This is a genomic window from Paenibacillus sp. FSL H7-0357 (assembly GCF_000758525.1).
Classification (GTDB): domain Bacteria; phylum Bacillota; class Bacilli; order Paenibacillales; family Paenibacillaceae; genus Paenibacillus_AQ.
The window spans coordinates 3,439,872-3,454,402 of sequence record NZ_CP009241.1 but is presented as its reverse complement, the minus strand read 5'-3'; the positions used below and the strand labels follow the sequence as shown (position 1 = coordinate 3,454,402).

At 51.4% G+C, this 14,531-nt stretch carries 16 protein-coding genes and 1 riboswitch; of the genes, 8 read left to right on the top strand and 8 right to left on the bottom strand.

Annotated elements, in window-relative coordinates; genetic code table 11:
- Positions 1-17: 17 nt before the first annotated feature.
- From H70357_RS14930 to H70357_RS14920, 3 genes are read right to left on the bottom strand one after another with little or no spacing between them, the layout of a single operon-like run.
- Positions 18-770: an amino acid ABC transporter ATP-binding protein gene (locus H70357_RS14930; RefSeq protein WP_038590817.1), complete on the bottom strand. Its 753-nt coding sequence runs from the start codon at positions 768-770 to the stop codon at positions 18-20.
- A gap of 12 nt (positions 771-782) precedes the next feature.
- Positions 783-1,451 (bottom strand): amino acid ABC transporter permease, encoded by a 669-nt coding sequence (locus tag H70357_RS14925; RefSeq protein WP_038590815.1) that lies wholly within the window; start codon positions 1,449-1,451, stop codon positions 783-785.
- Between the two features lie 54 nt (positions 1,452-1,505).
- The gene (locus H70357_RS14920; protein WP_038590812.1) at positions 1,506-2,336 is read right to left on the bottom strand and encodes an amino acid ABC transporter substrate-binding protein; all 831 of its coding nucleotides are present in this window, start codon (positions 2,334-2,336) and stop codon (positions 1,506-1,508) included.
- A gap of 275 nt (positions 2,337-2,611) precedes the next feature.
- A riboswitch (TPP riboswitch) is annotated at positions 2,612-2,715 on the top strand.
- Positions 2,716-2,866: 151 nt separating this feature from the next.
- Between H70357_RS14920 and H70357_RS14915 the strand changes: the two genes are divergently transcribed.
- The 6 genes from H70357_RS14915 (at position 2,867) to thiE (ending at position 8,007) form a co-directional block, all read left to right on the top strand.
- Positions 2,867-3,631 (top strand): ABC transporter ATP-binding protein, encoded by a 765-nt coding sequence (locus H70357_RS14915; protein ID WP_038590809.1) that lies wholly within the window; start codon positions 2,867-2,869, stop codon positions 3,629-3,631.
- Positions 3,612-4,388, top strand: a complete 777-nt coding sequence (locus tag H70357_RS14910; protein WP_038590806.1) for an ABC transporter permease — start codon at positions 3,612-3,614, stop codon at positions 4,386-4,388. The genes H70357_RS14915 and H70357_RS14910 overlap by 20 nt, the downstream gene beginning before the upstream one ends.
- Positions 4,385-5,443, top strand: coding sequence for an ABC transporter substrate-binding protein (locus tag H70357_RS14905; protein WP_052092036.1), 1,059 nt, complete (start codon positions 4,385-4,387; stop codon positions 5,441-5,443). Before H70357_RS14910 ends, H70357_RS14905 begins: the two co-directional genes overlap by 4 nt.
- A 266-nt stretch (positions 5,444-5,709) precedes the next feature.
- Entirely contained in the window at positions 5,710-6,507 is a 798-nt protein-coding gene (gene thiM, locus H70357_RS14900) for a hydroxyethylthiazole kinase (protein ID WP_038590803.1), read from the top strand.
- Positions 6,508-6,532: 25 nt separating this feature from the next.
- Positions 6,533-7,351: a bifunctional hydroxymethylpyrimidine kinase/phosphomethylpyrimidine kinase gene (gene thiD, locus H70357_RS14895; protein WP_038590800.1), complete on the top strand. Its 819-nt coding sequence runs from the start codon at positions 6,533-6,535 to the stop codon at positions 7,349-7,351.
- A complete protein-coding gene (gene thiE / locus H70357_RS14890) occupies positions 7,348-8,007 on the top strand; it encodes a thiamine phosphate synthase (protein ID WP_038590799.1) in 660 nt (219 codons plus the stop codon). The genes thiD and thiE overlap by 4 nt, the downstream gene beginning before the upstream one ends.
- Before the next feature lie 72 nt (positions 8,008-8,079).
- Here the strand turns inward: thiE and H70357_RS14885 are convergent, their stop codons facing one another.
- Positions 8,080-8,625, bottom strand: a complete 546-nt coding sequence (locus H70357_RS14885; RefSeq protein WP_038590797.1) for a GNAT family N-acetyltransferase — start codon at positions 8,623-8,625, stop codon at positions 8,080-8,082.
- 127 nt (positions 8,626-8,752) lie between these two features.
- Between H70357_RS14885 and H70357_RS14880 the strand changes: the two genes are divergently transcribed.
- Together H70357_RS14880 and H70357_RS14875 are read left to right on the top strand one after the other, a co-directional pair.
- Positions 8,753-9,208, top strand: a complete 456-nt coding sequence (locus tag H70357_RS14880) for a MarR family winged helix-turn-helix transcriptional regulator (RefSeq protein WP_038590795.1) — start codon at positions 8,753-8,755, stop codon at positions 9,206-9,208.
- Positions 9,209-9,241: 33 nt separating this feature from the next.
- Entirely contained in the window at positions 9,242-11,074 is a 1,833-nt protein-coding gene (locus H70357_RS14875; protein ID WP_038590793.1) for an ABC transporter ATP-binding protein, read from the top strand.
- Between the two features lie 111 nt (positions 11,075-11,185).
- Here the strand turns inward: H70357_RS14875 and H70357_RS14870 are convergent, their stop codons facing one another.
- From H70357_RS14870 to H70357_RS14855, 4 genes are all read right to left on the bottom strand, one after another.
- A complete protein-coding gene (locus H70357_RS14870; protein ID WP_038590791.1) occupies positions 11,186-11,881 on the bottom strand; it encodes a pseudouridine synthase in 696 nt (231 codons plus the stop codon).
- Positions 11,882-11,977: 96 nt separating this feature from the next.
- Positions 11,978-12,157, bottom strand: coding sequence for a DUF3934 family protein (locus H70357_RS14865; protein WP_038590786.1), 180 nt, complete (start codon positions 12,155-12,157; stop codon positions 11,978-11,980).
- Positions 12,158-12,303: 146 nt separating this feature from the next.
- The gene (gene asd / locus H70357_RS14860; protein WP_038590783.1) at positions 12,304-13,389 is read right to left on the bottom strand and encodes an aspartate-semialdehyde dehydrogenase; all 1,086 of its coding nucleotides are present in this window, start codon (positions 13,387-13,389) and stop codon (positions 12,304-12,306) included.
- Between the two features lie 400 nt (positions 13,390-13,789).
- A complete protein-coding gene (locus H70357_RS14855; RefSeq protein ID WP_052092035.1) occupies positions 13,790-14,491 on the bottom strand; it encodes an alpha/beta hydrolase in 702 nt (233 codons plus the stop codon).
- Between the last annotated feature and the right edge of the window lie 40 nt (positions 14,492-14,531).

The following is a 14,531-nucleotide window of genomic DNA, read 5'->3' as shown; positions in this document are numbered from 1 at the left end:
CTTGGATACACTGCGACTCATAAATCATCACCGCTCAGCCGGTTCAGAAACTGCAGGGCCCGCGGATTCTCCGTCTGCTCCAGCACCTGCTGCGGAGTTCCCTGTTCCAGGATCACACCGTTGTCCATCAGGATGATCCGGTCGGCCACATCGGCAGCAAACTTCATCTCATGGGTGACGATCACCATTGTCATGCCTTCAGCTGCAAGCTGCTTGATGACCTTCAGCACCTCGCCCACCAGTTCAGGATCGAGTGCTGAAGTCGGCTCATCGAACAGCAGCACTTCGGGATCGACCGCCATCGCCCGGGCAATGGCCACACGCTGCTGCTGGCCGCCGGACAGCTGATGGGGGTAAGCCTCCACTTTATCACTGAGGCCAACCTTGGCCAGCAGCTCTATCCCCCGCTTCCTGGCTTCCCCCTTGCTGCGTTTCTGTACAGTAACCTGCCCCTCCATTACATTGTCAAGCGCAGTCATATGCGGAAACAGGTTATAGGACTGAAAAACCATCCCTGTTTTTTGACGGAGGGCCATCAGTGTGTTATGCGGAATTTTCCTGTTTTGCGTAAATTCAAGGTTTAATCCCCCCAGCGACAGGCTGCCCTGATCCGGTATTTCCAGCAGATTAAAACAGCGAAGCAGCGTTGTTTTGCCGGAGCCGGAGGGCCCGATAATCACCAGAACCTTGCCATGCTCCATGCTGAGGTCGATACCTTTTAACACCTGTAGCGAACCGAAGGATTTGTGCAGGCCGCGAATTTCAATCAAGTGATTTCCTCCTTATCTCGCCGAATAACGGTCAAACCGCTGTTCCAGGACATTTTGCAGCGCGGACAGCACGGAGCAGAACAGCAGGTAGAATAATGCAGCCTCACTATAGAGCAGCAGCGGTTCGTAGGTGGTCGCCGTGATCTGCTGCGCTGTTTTGAACATCTCTACGTACGTAATGCTTGCCGCCAGGGAGGTATCCTTTACGAGACTGATAAAAGAGTTCGACAAGGGCGGAACCGATACACGCGCCGCTTGAGGCAGAATAATCCGCCGCAGTGCCTGCCCCCGGCTCATTCCGACGGAAAAGGCAGCTTCCCACTGGCCTTTATGTATGGACAGGATGGCTGCCCGGACGATTTCCGAAGAATAGGCTCCAACACTGAGTGTAAAACCGATTACAGCGGCAATAAAAGGATCCAGCACAATCCCTGCCGCCGGAAGTCCATAAAAGATAATAAAGAGCTGTACCAGCAGCGGTGTTCCGCGGATAACCCAGACGTAGAACCGGGCAATCAGCTTCGGGATTCTCCATGAGGAGAGACGGAACAGCGCGGTAAGAACAGCTAGCAGCAATCCAAGCGCAAAGGAAACAAGCGCCAGCGGAAGGGTATAAGCCACCCCCGCTTTAAACAGGGGCAGCAGTGAATCCATGAAAATCCCAATTTTCCGGTCATCCATCGTTCAGACATCCTTTTTGGACACTCGGCTGCAACTTCGCGCCAGCTCCATTTGTTATTTGGACACATCCGCCCCAAAGTACTTCTCCGATATTTTCAGATAGGTTCCATCGCTCTTCATTTCAGCCAGCGCATTGCTGACAGCATTAACCAGCTCTTCGTTTCCTTTGAGGAAAACTGCCGCACTTTGCGACCCCTCGGCCGTTTCATCCACCTGTTTGATCTTTGCATCTGGTTTTTGCTTCTTTAAGTCGAGATAGGACAAGCCGTCATTTACGGTCGCATCAATCCGGCCGGAGGTCAGCAGGTCTATGGCCTGGTTGAAGCCATCCACAGCGACGATCTCCGCACCGTTCTCCCGGGCGATATCGGACAGGTTGCTGGTCAGCGATTGACCTGCCTTCTTCCCTTTAAGATCCGCGAAGGCTGTAATATCCTGGTTATCCTCGCGCACGATCAGCACTCCCTTAGAGACGATATACGGCTCAGAGAAATCATATTTCACCTTGCGTTCATCCGTGATCGAAACCTCGTTGAATATCGTATCAAAACGTTTGGCATCCATGCCGGCAAACAGGCCATCCCATTGGGTTTCTACAAATTCGGGTTCCACCCCCAGCCGTTTCGTAATCTCCTTGGCAATCTCCACATCAAAACCGGTAAGCTTGCCCTCTGCATCATGAAAAGTAAACGGAGCATATGTCCCTTCCGTACCAATACGCAGCTTGCCACTCGCTTTAACAGCTTCCAGTGAGTTCTGCCCGGCCGGAGCCGCTCCTTCTGTGGGCGCGGCAGTAGCCGCAGGCGCTGTATTGTTATTATTGCCGCATGCCCCTGCCGGCAGCAGAGTTAGCAGCAGCAGGATAGTCAGACTAAGCTTCTTCATCACATGAACCCCTTTCAAAATCCCTCTATTTTTCACTGCATGGACACTTGCTTATCTTGCCCAAAAGCACCGCTGCTTCATCAAGTTTTTTGCATCTTCAGTCAGACCTCTACTTATGCCAGCCGAAACGGTACGGCTCCAGCAAAGAAGCGATTCCCGCTGGTATGATCACGCTGTTCATAACCGGACTGCAGCAAAAGTGAGCGACTGCTTCTCTTTACAAACTGCCGGGATATGGTATATTAATTAGCAATTGCAAATTCAATATTGACCTGTTATTTCACTAGGGGAGTCGGCCGACTGAGACGGAGCTTTAAGCTCCGGACCCTTGGAACCTGATCTGGATCATACCAGCGGAGGGAAGTGGAGCAGAATTGTTCAGCGGAGCCGCACTAAGCTAACTGACTGTGACGTTCAGACCCATTTATTTCCTCCGGAAATGAATGGGTCTTTCTTGTGTCTGCTGTTGCCGCCGATCAGGCAAGTAACGTTAAACAAACTACGCCCGCAGGAGGTTTCCACATTCCAATATGCTCACTATAACCAACCTGGCTTATTCGTTTGCAGCGACTAGGAATCCGGTATTCTCCGGTCTTTCAATGACCGTCCGCCAAGGCGAATTCATTTCCGTTGTTGGAGCCAGCGGCTGCGGGAAAAGCACACTGTTCAAAATCATTGCCGGCCTGCTCGAGCCGTCCGGCGGTGAAATAACCGTACATGGACGCTGCTCTCGTTCGACACGCTCGCGGCTTGGACAGATCGCTTATATGCCGCAGCAGGACCTGCTGCTGCCTTGGAGGACCGTGCTGGACAATTGCCTGCTTCCCTGGGAGCTGAAGCAGGACTCTAGCCGGCACGAGGCACTCGCCCGGATCCGCGGAATGCTCGGCCGCTTTGGCCTTTCCGGCAAGGAAAATGCTTATCCGCAGGAGCTGTCCGGCGGGATGCGCCAGCGGGTCGCCCTGCTGCGCACACTAGCTGCTGGCAACGAACTGCTGCTGCTTGACGAACCGTTTGGAGCGCTGGACGCGATCACCAAACGGGAGATGCACCGCTGGCTGCTGGAGCTGTGGGGCGGGCTCGATAAGTCCGTTCTGTTCATCACTCATGATCTTGAAGAAGCGCTGCTGCTCAGCGACCGGATTTATTTGATGACCGGCGGCTCTGGCGGCGGGCTGCAGGAGCTGATCGTCACTTTGCCGAGACCCAGACATTACAAAATGAATTATGAACCGCAGTTTGTTGCCCTGCGGGAGGATTTGGAGTGTAGATTGCATGAGAGCTCTATGGTATAAGAAACAGCTGCGGACTTATGGCCCCTTTCTACTGCTTGTGGTGCTGCTTATTGCGGCATGGGAGATCACAGCACAGCTGAACATGATCCCTTCATTTATTCTCCCGGGGCCAAGTGCAATTTGGACAGCGCTGATTGAAAAGCGGGGGCTGCTGTTCGGAGAGCATTTGCCCGCCACGTTGCAGGAGACACTGATCGGGTTTGCCCTCTCGGTTGTCTGCGGAACACTGCTGGGTACCGGCATGCATATGTTCGCTCCGCTCGCCAAAGCACTTTATCCCATGCTGATTATCAGCCAGACCATTCCGCTGATCGCGCTCTCACCTATTTTTATTATGTGGTTCGGCTATACCCTGTGGGGCAAGGTTGCTGTCGTCTTTCTGACTGCCTTTTTTCCTGTTGTGGTAGCCGTCTATGACGGTCTGCGGCAAAGCGGCAGCCTGTACAGAGACCTTCTCCTGACGCTTGGGGCAAACCGCTGGCAGATATTGCGCAAGACGCAGATTCCGCTGGCGCTGCCCTCCTTTTTCTCCGGACTTAAGCTTTCTATCGTCTACTGTGTGATCGGAGCGACGATCGGGGAATGGCTGGGCGGCAGCCGGGGGCTTGGTTATTTCAGCCGCCGGATGGCCGGCAATCTGCAAAGTGCAGAAATGTTCGCCGCCGTATTGCTGCTGTCCGCTTTGGGTGTAGCCTTGTTTCTCAGTATCGCTGTGCTCGAAAAACTCATTTTGCAGAAAAGAGGATTTTACCGATGACCCATCCTGAGCTGTATCGCAATCATTCCACACATAAGAAATCACACCGACTTATTCCATACTTATTGTTGTTATGCCTGCTTACCCTCTTAAGCGGCTGCGCCAGCGCAAAAGACCCGGATACCTCCGCCGCTTCTTCAGAGAATTCCAGCGGCAAACCGCACAAGCTGACTATAATGCTCGACTGGTATCCGAACGCAGTTCATTCCTTCCTGTATGCTGCTCAGCAGAATGGCTATTTTGCCGAAGAAGGGCTGGAGGTGGACATTCAAATGCCGGCGGACAGCAATGATGCTTTGAAGCTTGTCGCCGCAGGTAAAGTCGATCTGGCTCTCAGCTACCAACCACAGGTATTAATGGCGCGGAGTGAAGGAATACCTGTAAAATCTGTCGCAGCGCTCGTAAGGCATCCGCTCAATCATCTTCTGGTCCCCGCAGAGAGCGGGATAACCGGCCCGAAAGAACTCACAGGCAAAAATGCCGGATACTCCTCCATTCCCCTGTATGAAGCGATGCTCCGGACAATGGTCAAATACGACGGAGGCGATCCGGCTTCACTGAACCTGATTGATGTTGGATTCGATCTTATTCCTGCTCTTTCTACCGGACGCGCAGACGGCATTATCGGCGGATTTATTAATCATGAGGCATTGATATTGGAAAAAGAAGGCCACCCCGTCACTTCATTCGATCCGACGGACTACGGAGTACCGGACTATTATGAGCTTGTGCTTGTTGCCAGTGAACAGGGCTTGTTGGATAAGGAGGATGACTACCGGAAGTTCATGAATGCGGCACGCAAAGGACAGCAATTCGTACAGGAGCAGCCTCAGCAGGCACTTGAAATATTGTTTGCACACGAAGATGCTACCGCCCCGCTCGACCAAGCAATCGAGACAAAAAGTCTGGAAATCCTTCTGCCGCTGATGGATGCAGGAAAACTGCCTTTTGGACAGCAGGAGGAGAAATCCTGGGAGAACGTGCACACGTGGCTGTCCGAGAACGGACTGTTGAGCGGAGAAACGGACAGCAAGGATGCTTTTGTTAATCTGTAGGAGCTAAGTTCAAAGGACCGAAGTTTAGAGATTCATGTATGGGGACTGGACTTATGTATGGCTGATTTAGGGGCCGTCTGCTGTGGAAGTGCAATAGAATGGGCCTCGCTAACGCATAAAGGAATGAGATGTATGAGGACAGACATGCACTGTATAGTCCAACCTGCGGGTCGCTGACTGTTAATTTTAAGTTCATTTAATATATTTGCAGTTTTGCTTATAGTTTCAGCAAGCTGATTCAAACAAAACTTTGAGGAGGACTAATAATGAGTTATTTAGCTAAAGTACGTGAAGCCAATCCGCTTGTGCACAACATCACCAACATTGTGGTGGCCAATTTTACCGCCAACGGGCTGTTGGCCCTGGGCGCTTCGCCCTTCATGGCCGATGCCCATGAGGAGGTGGCGGACATCGCCGCGATGTCGGGAGCTGTTGTGCTTAACATCGGCACGCTGAACGAGCATGCCATCACCTCGATGGTGCTGGCCGGGCAAGCGGCTGGGCGCCATAAGGTACCGCTGGTGCTGGACCCCGTTGGAGCCGGTGCTACCGCCTACCGCACCGAGGTCACGCATAAGCTGGTCCAGGAGCTGCGCATTACCGCCCTGCGCGGCAATGTTGCTGAGGTGGCCCATGTTGCCGGGGAAAGCTGGGCCATCAAGGGCGTTGACGCCGGTGCCGGCGATGGCGATGTCATCGCTTTGGCGAATAAAGCGGCACGAAAGCTGGAATGTGTGGTCATCATTACCGGGAAAGATGATGTAATTACCGACGGCATCAGCACCTACGTCGTCAGCAACGGTGATCCCATCCTGACCAAAGTCACCGGTACGGGCTGCTTGCTCAGCGCCGTAGTCGGAGCTTTTCTGGCGGTCAGCGGCGGCTCATGGCTGGAAGCGGCTGCCGAGGCGCTCTCCTTCTATGGTGTCGCGGCCGAGATCGCAGCCGAACGGACAGCTCTTAAAGGCCCCGGCGCCTTCCAAATTGAATTTCTCAACCAGCTGGCCCTGGTCACTCCAGACACCTACAAGGAGAGATCACGGGTACAGCTGCTCACACTATAATGCTTGCGGCAAAGGAGTGGACTACATGACAAAAGTATTCAAAGCGCTGACAATCGCCGGCTCCGACAGCGGCGGCGGCGCAGGCATCCAGGCCGATCTGAAAACATTCCAGGAGCTTGGCGTGTACGGCATGTCGGCACTTACAGCAGTGACTGCACAGAATACTCTCGGAGTACAAGGCGTATATCCGCTCGGATCGGAGGCTGTTACCGCGCAGCTTGATTCCGTCGGAAGCGATCTGCAGCCGGATGCGGTCAAGACCGGCATGCTTTTTAGCGGTGAAATCATCCGCGCCGTTGCCGGTAAAGTACGCCAGTATGGCTGGGATAAGCTGGTGGTTGACCCGGTTATGATCGCCAAAGGCGGCTCACCGCTGCTGCAGCAGGAAGCCGTGCAGGCGCTGATTACCGATTTGCTGCCGCTCTCCCTGGTGGCAACACCTAATATACCGGAAGCGGAAAGTCTGACCGGGATGAAGATTTCCGGCTTGGCGGACCGTGAACGGGCAGCGGTGCTCATCCATTCCATGGGCGCCCGCGTTGTTGTTCTAAAGGGCGGCCATGATGACGGAACGACAGGAGTCCTCGATCTGCTGTATGACGGTAACGAGTTTATCTATCTGGAAAGCCCGCGCATTTCCACGCGGCATACCCATGGAACGGGCTGCACCTTCTCTGCGGCAGCGGCGGCCGGATTAGCACAGGGTAACACCGTTAAGGAAGCAATCCATACCGCGAAAGCTTTCATCCATGCGGCCATCGAAGACAGTCTTGGCATTGGAGCGGGACATGGGCCTACAAATCATTTTGCTTATGGCAACAGAATGCGGGGAAATGTGAGATGAAGAGAATCGACAGCGAAGAGATGCGCAGGCTCCTGAAGCTGTACTTTATAATGGGCAGTGTCAACTGCCGGATTTCACCAGCAGACACATTGACCCAGGCCATTGAAGGCGGAATTACGCAGTTTCAGTTCCGGGAAAAAGGCCCCGGGGCGCTGACCGGAACAGCAGCATTCGATCTGGCCAAACAACTTCAGCAGATATGCCGGGAGCATCGTATCCCCTTCATCGTGAACGATAATATTGAGCTGGCAATCGCGCTTGATGCCGACGGTGTCCATGTGGGACAAGAGGATGAGCCGGCCCGCTCCATCCGTCAGCGGCTCGGTGATCACAAGATCATCGGCGTCTCCGCCCATACACAGCCTGAAGCCCGGCAGGCCATCGCCGATGGTGCAGACTACCTCGGAGTTGGCCCGGTCTATCCGACCTCCTCCAAAGACGATGCCGAGGCGGTGCAAGGCACCCGGGTCATTGAAGAGCTGCGGCGCTGCGGCCTTACTATCCCGCTGGTAGGCATTGGTGGAATTACGCCGGGTAATGCCCAGCCGGTTATCGGAGCCGGAGCCGATGGAGCATCCGTCATCTCAGCCATTGCCCGGGCGGATGACATTAGCGCAGCTGCAAAAAATTTGTTGCAGATTATCCGGTATACATGACTTCAGAGCTGCCCATTACAAAAAAACGCAGAGACCGTAACAGACGGTCCTGCATTTTTTTATTGGGGAAACTTATAACTTAAACCTTCCCATAACTATCGTGTTATAGTAGTTGCCGTCAGAAAGAATCCGGTCCTTCGTGATGACCCCTTCGATTTCAAATCCGAACTTTTTATACAGCTGCACCGCTTTTTCGTTTGTTTCCAATACATATAATATGATCTTAGTGATTCCGTTCGCATCCGCCCAAGCAAGCGACTGTTCCAAAAGATGTTTCCCGATGCCAAACCCCCAATACTCCCGCGCTGCACAGATTCCGAATTCCACTTTATGCGAGAATCTTGTAAGATGATTCCCCTCACATCTCGAAAATGCCACAATTTTGCCTTCAGCTTCCGCCACTAAAAATAAGTTTCTTTCATCTTCCGTATCCCGGGCGATCAATTGTTCAAAGCCGGAAGTATCGATAACTCCCTCACCCTGAACTCTGTCCATATTTTCGGTTTCGCCGTCAATCTGCAGCCTTAATATCGATAAATTCGCTGCATCTGTAGGGTCGGCGGATCTGATAATGTAGCTTAAGCCTTTTACCTCAAAACCTTTTTGGTCAATGTTCATGCTTTACTCCTTTATACAGTGGTAGGTAAATTATAGCATTTACATCCCGCTGTTTCAGGTGTATTATTAGTTTACTTTGTTAACTGTTCACAAACGTAACTATATTCAGCAAAGGGGGTCCGCACACATGATTGATCCGCAGCAGACGAGTGAGGTTTATCATTCCTTTTTCGCGGTGTCCCGCCAGCTCAAGAAGCTTGCACACCAAAGTGCAGCAAAGCTGGGGCTGACGGTGCATCAGATCGGCATCCTGAACTCTATTCAAGACAATCCGGGCCAATCACAGAAGGAAGTTACTGAACGGCTGGTTTTTGCCAAGAGCCGGGTAAGCACTCACATTGATGCTCTGGCAGAGAAAAATTTGGTCACCCGGGTCATTTCCGAACAGGACCGCAGAGAAACCAAACTATATATTACTCCTGCCGGAGAAGAGCTGTGCAAGCGGTACAACGGGGAGGCTTTTTCCTATAAAGTACTGGGATCGGCACTGGAGCAGTTTTCCGGGGAAGAGATTGACACCCTCCTGCGGATGAACAGACAACTGCTCGACAAGCTGGCGCAGGCACAGGAGCAAGAGACTTAACAACAAAATTCCACACAAAGCTGGTGATGTGTAATGTCAAGAGGTTTTGGTGCAGCAGGATTTGGTGGCGGACCTGGGCATGGCAAGCTAAAATTTGATGATGATGAGCTGCATCCGAAGATTTCCAAGCAGCTTCTGCTGCGGATTTCTAAGTATTTTCTTCCCTACTGGAAGCAAACGCTTCTGGTTATGATCGTATTATGTGTTTCTGCAGTTCTGGGGCTTTTGCCGCCCATCCTGATCCAGCATATTATCGACCAGGCGCTGCCGGACAAAAATCTGCATCTGCTGTTGTTGCTGGTCCTGGCTTCATTAGGCGCAACCGTTGTCTCGGGACTGCTGGGAGTGCTGCAAAATTATTTGAATTCTTTTATATCGCAAAATATCGTCCATGATATGAAAAACCAGATGTACAGTCATCTCCAGCGGATGCCGCTGCAATTCTACTCCAGTGTCAAACAGGGGGAAGTCATCACCCGGATGACTAGCGATATCTCGGGAATTCAAGGTGTGTTCAGCAACACGATTGTTAATTTTGCCAGTAATTTATTTATCCTTGCCACCACTGCGGTGACGCTCTTTATTATGAATTGGAAGCTGGCGCTGCTTGGAATATTTGTTATTCCTCTATTCATACTACCTACCCGTAAAATGGGCAATTTGAGCTGGAAGCTGGCTAAAAAAACACAAGAGAAATTCTCCGAACAGAATGAAGTCATTGAGGAAACGTTAAGTATCAGCGGCTATTTATTAATGAAGCTGTTCACCAAAGAAAAAGCGGAATATTCAAATTTCAAAACGATTAATGCAGAAGCTACACAACTGCAAATCCGCCAATCAATGGCCGGGCGCTGGTTCATGATGGTCCTCTCCACCTTTACCAGCATTGGACCGCTGCTGATCTACTTGTACGGCGGATATCTGTTCATCCAAGGTGAGCTAACTGTCGGTACGATCATCACTTTTGTCGCCTTACTCGGCAGACTGTACGGGCCGGTCTTGCAAATGACAAATTTGTATGTCGATATTAAACGCTCCGCAGCGCTTTTCGAGCGGATCTTTGATTATTTTGACATGGATCCACAGATTGTCGATTCTCCGCTTGCCCTGCACATCAACGCTTCCGGGAAGGACATCGAATTCCGTGACGTAAACTTCGCTTATCAGCAGGATAAACCGGCGCTCCGCCATATTTCCTTCACTGCTGCTGCCGGAACCCTAACCGCCCTCGTCGGGCCCAGCGGTGCCGGCAAAACAACGATCACGAACCTCATCCCGCGCCTCTATGAGCTTGATTCCGGTGCGATCACCATCGGCGGCAAGGATATCCGCGATTTCACACTGGACTCGCTTCGCTCACAGATTGGTCTGGTGACGCAGGATACCTATCTGTTCAACGGAACGATCAAGGAAAATTTGCTGTACGCAAATCCAGAGGCCAGCGAAGCAGAGATCATGGATGCCTGCAGATCCGCTTATATTCATGATTTTATTATGGAATTGCCTGAGGGTTATGATACCGTTGTGGGTAACCGGGGCATCAAACTGTCCGGCGGTGAAAAGCAGCGAATCTCCATTGCCCGGGTGCTGCTCAAAAATCCGCCGATTATCATCATGGATGAGGCCACATCCTCGCTCGATACGGTGTCGGAATACTACATTCAGCAGGCCATGCATGTGCTGCTCCTGAACAAGACCAGCCTTGTCATCGCCCATCGGCTGTCCACGATTATGGCCGCTGATACGATTCTGGTGGTTAAGGCCGGTTCGATCGTCGAAGAAGGCACACATGACTCGTTGCTGAAGAATGACGGGGTCTATAGGGATTTGTATAACAAGCAATTTGAACCAAAGATACTGTCGTGAGGATCCCTGATTCAAGTGGAAGCGTATAAATGCTTATATTTATAAAAATCCGCACAGCCCGCTGAGAGTAGCGTTCTGATGCGGATTTTTTTGCCTGCATTCAGCTGTTGCTTATCCATTCAGCCGGAAAAAAAGCTCCTCCCGCTCTTCCTCACCCAAATGCCTCCAATGTCCCCGTTCCAGTCCGTGCAGACTAATATTCATAATCCGTATCCGCTCCAGTCTAAGCACTCTGTAGCCCAGCTCTTTGCACATGCGGCGAATTTGCAGGTTCAGTCCTTGGGTCAAAATGATTCCGAACTCATATTCACTAACCGCATAGGTCACGCAAGGTTTGGTCACCGTTCCCAGAATCGCGACACCGGAAGACATGTCCTGCAGGAAGGTTTCACTCACCGGTTTATCCACAGTTACCCTGTATTCCTTCTCGTGTCCATTCTCTGAGCGCATCATGGTGTTCACGATTTCTCCGTCATTGGTCATCAGGATCAGACCTTCGGAATGTTTGTCCAGACGGCCAACAGCAAAGATCCGTGAGGGATAACCGACAAAATCTATAATATTGCCCTCCACCTGCCGCGCAGCGGTACAAGTGATCCCAACAGGCTTATTGAGTGCCAGATATACAGGTTTCTCCTTGCTGGGGGTTACGGTCTGTCCATCAATCGCTACAACATCCCCCGGCTCTACGGTGGCACCCGGTTCACATACCTCTCCATTGACAGAAATCCGCCCGGCGGTGATCATCCGGTTCGTTTCTCTGCGCGAGTAAAGACCCGTTTCGCTGATATACTTATTAATTCTCATGCTGATCCCGCTTCCGTCCCGAAAATGAAAAACATCTGATTTCAGCGTACAAAATCAGATGCTTCAGTTCACATAATCTATGAGCACTACGCTCTGTTATTTGCTGCGACCGGATGGAGTTCCCCCGCTGCTCTTGGCAGCAGCATTTCCTTTGCTTCCTTGGCTACCGGGAGCTACGCCTTTCGGTTTCACCGGCTTTGCCGTTTTGTTCCAGCGCGTCCAGCCCTTGCTGCCTGTTCCTCTGCCTGTGCCGCCGCCTTTGCTTTTTGCCACAATATCACTCCGTCAGTATTCAGTTTTCGCCTTGCATTTCTCTATCTTACCATTACTATAGGCAATGTGTCAGGAAAATACACAAACAACCCGCCGGTACGGTCCGGCGGGTTGTTATTCAGCGGATGAAATTCAGTAGTTCAGGTGATTTATTTCGGCTGAATATAACCTTCAGCCTTCAGCAGCTCGGCAATCAGCACGGCTCCTCCGGCAGCGCCTCTCACAGTGTTGTGAGACAGGCCGACGAACTTATAGTCGTATAGCGAATCCTCGCGGAGTCTGCCGGCAGAAATGCCCATGCCATTCTCGATATCTCTGTCGAGCTGAGTCTGAGGACGGTTTTCTTCTTCGAAGTAGGTGATGAATTGTTTTGGTGCGCTTGGCAGTTCCAGTTCCTGCGGACGTCCTTTGTAGCTGTTCCAGCGTTCAAGAATTTCTTCCTTGGACGGCTTCTGCTCAAAGGAGGCAAATACTGCAGCCATATGGCCGTCAGCGACAGGCACACGGATACATTGTGAAGTGATCACCGGCTGTTCGCTCTTGACAATCCCTCCGTCCGTAACCGTTCCCCAGATCCGCAGCGGCTCCTGCTCGCTCTTCTCTTCTTCGCCGCCGATGAACGGAATCACGTTATCTACCATCTCCGGCCAATCAACAAACGTTTTGCCGGCGCCGGAAATTGCCTGATAAGTTGTCACGACAACCTTAGAAGGCTTGAACTCGTTCAGTGCATGCAGCATCCCCACGTAGCTCTGGATCGAACAGTTCGGTTTCACAGCGATGAACCCGGTTTCCGTACCCAGACGTTTGCGCTGCTGTGCAATGACCTCAAGATGCTCCGGGTTGATTTCCGGTACCACCATTGGAACATCCGGAGTCCAGCGGTGCGCAGAGTTGTTGGAGATTACCGGCGTGCCGGTACGCGCATAAGCTTCTTCCAGCGCCTTGATCTCTTCCTTCTTCATATCCACGGCGCAGAAGATCAAATCCACATCCGCAGCCACTTCCTCTACCTTGGAAGCATCCTGTACCATGATGCTCTTCACTGCTTCAGGCATAGGTGTAGACAGCTTCCATCTGCCTTTGACTGATTGTTCATACGTTTTGCCTGCCGAATTGGCACTGGCGGCAATAGCTGTCACCTGAAACCAGGGATGATTCTCAAGGAGTGCAATAAACCGTTGACCCACCATACCGGTACCGCCGACGATACCCGCTCTTAACTTACTTGACATAAGAAATTCATTTCCTTTCAAGCAGCTCCTATTGATAGGTGCTTTTTAATAACCGATTATAAATGATATACGCAGCTTACACAATATGTGAACGAAAAGTAAGTATTTCCTTTAATAAAAATAGCCCAATTCATTCAGGAATTTCACGATCTCCTGAAGAGTCCGCTGGTACGGAATATTATTATAATAAAAAATCCATAACCTAGGTAGATTGAACTTGAAACTTGAGGAAAGGGAGCGACGGAGGGGAAGTTTGGAACTGTAGGAGCGATAGCGACCGCCTTTGTCTTCGGATTTCAACCGCGAGCAGCGGTGGTCATAATCAAGAAATCCGAAGACAACAGCGGCCGGAAGTCCAAACATTACCCGCAGTCGCGACTGAACCTTTACTCTAAACTTTTCAGTTCAATCTATCTAGCCCTTCAAACCGAACCAGACGCGAATCATTGCCGGCTTTCCTCATGGCATCTACGAATTCCTCCACGGTTGCATAAGGAATATTCTCGTCCTGTGTTCCATGAAAGAAAAGACTTGGAGGCAAAAACCCTCTCATATGATCTTTAGGAGACGCGCCAGCGAGGTCAACCGAAAGTTCCGGAAACATTTCAATGAGTACTGCTGTGTCCACCCCACCGTTGAAGATAATGAGCACATCTGGAACACTACTAACTGACAGATCATCGGGAAGACCAGTAACTGTTTCGATCATCGCTGTGCAAAGGGCCAGGTAACCTCCGGCAGAAGCGCCTGCAACGACAATACGGCACGGATCGATCCCGAGAAGAGCAGACTGTGCTCTAACCTGCCTTACCGCTGTTTTGGCATGCTTAATGCCCGTAACAGGTGAGAACAAACCATCAATGTGCCTTGGACGGTATTCCACGCAGATCGAAACAAAACCGAGTGCGGAAAAATAATGTGCGTGATGCTGAAACTGTTCCAGCCTTGCTTTACCCGCTGAGAACCCTGCGCCATGAAAAAACAAAATGGCTGGACGCAGCTCATCACACGCCGGAGGTTCAAACACATACATTTTCAGCTCTCCATACTCCGCACTACTTGTATACACCAGTTCTTTAATCGGGAATTTGAACAGTTTCATCACCCTCTGGGTACGCTGATATTGACTCATGTTTCAACTA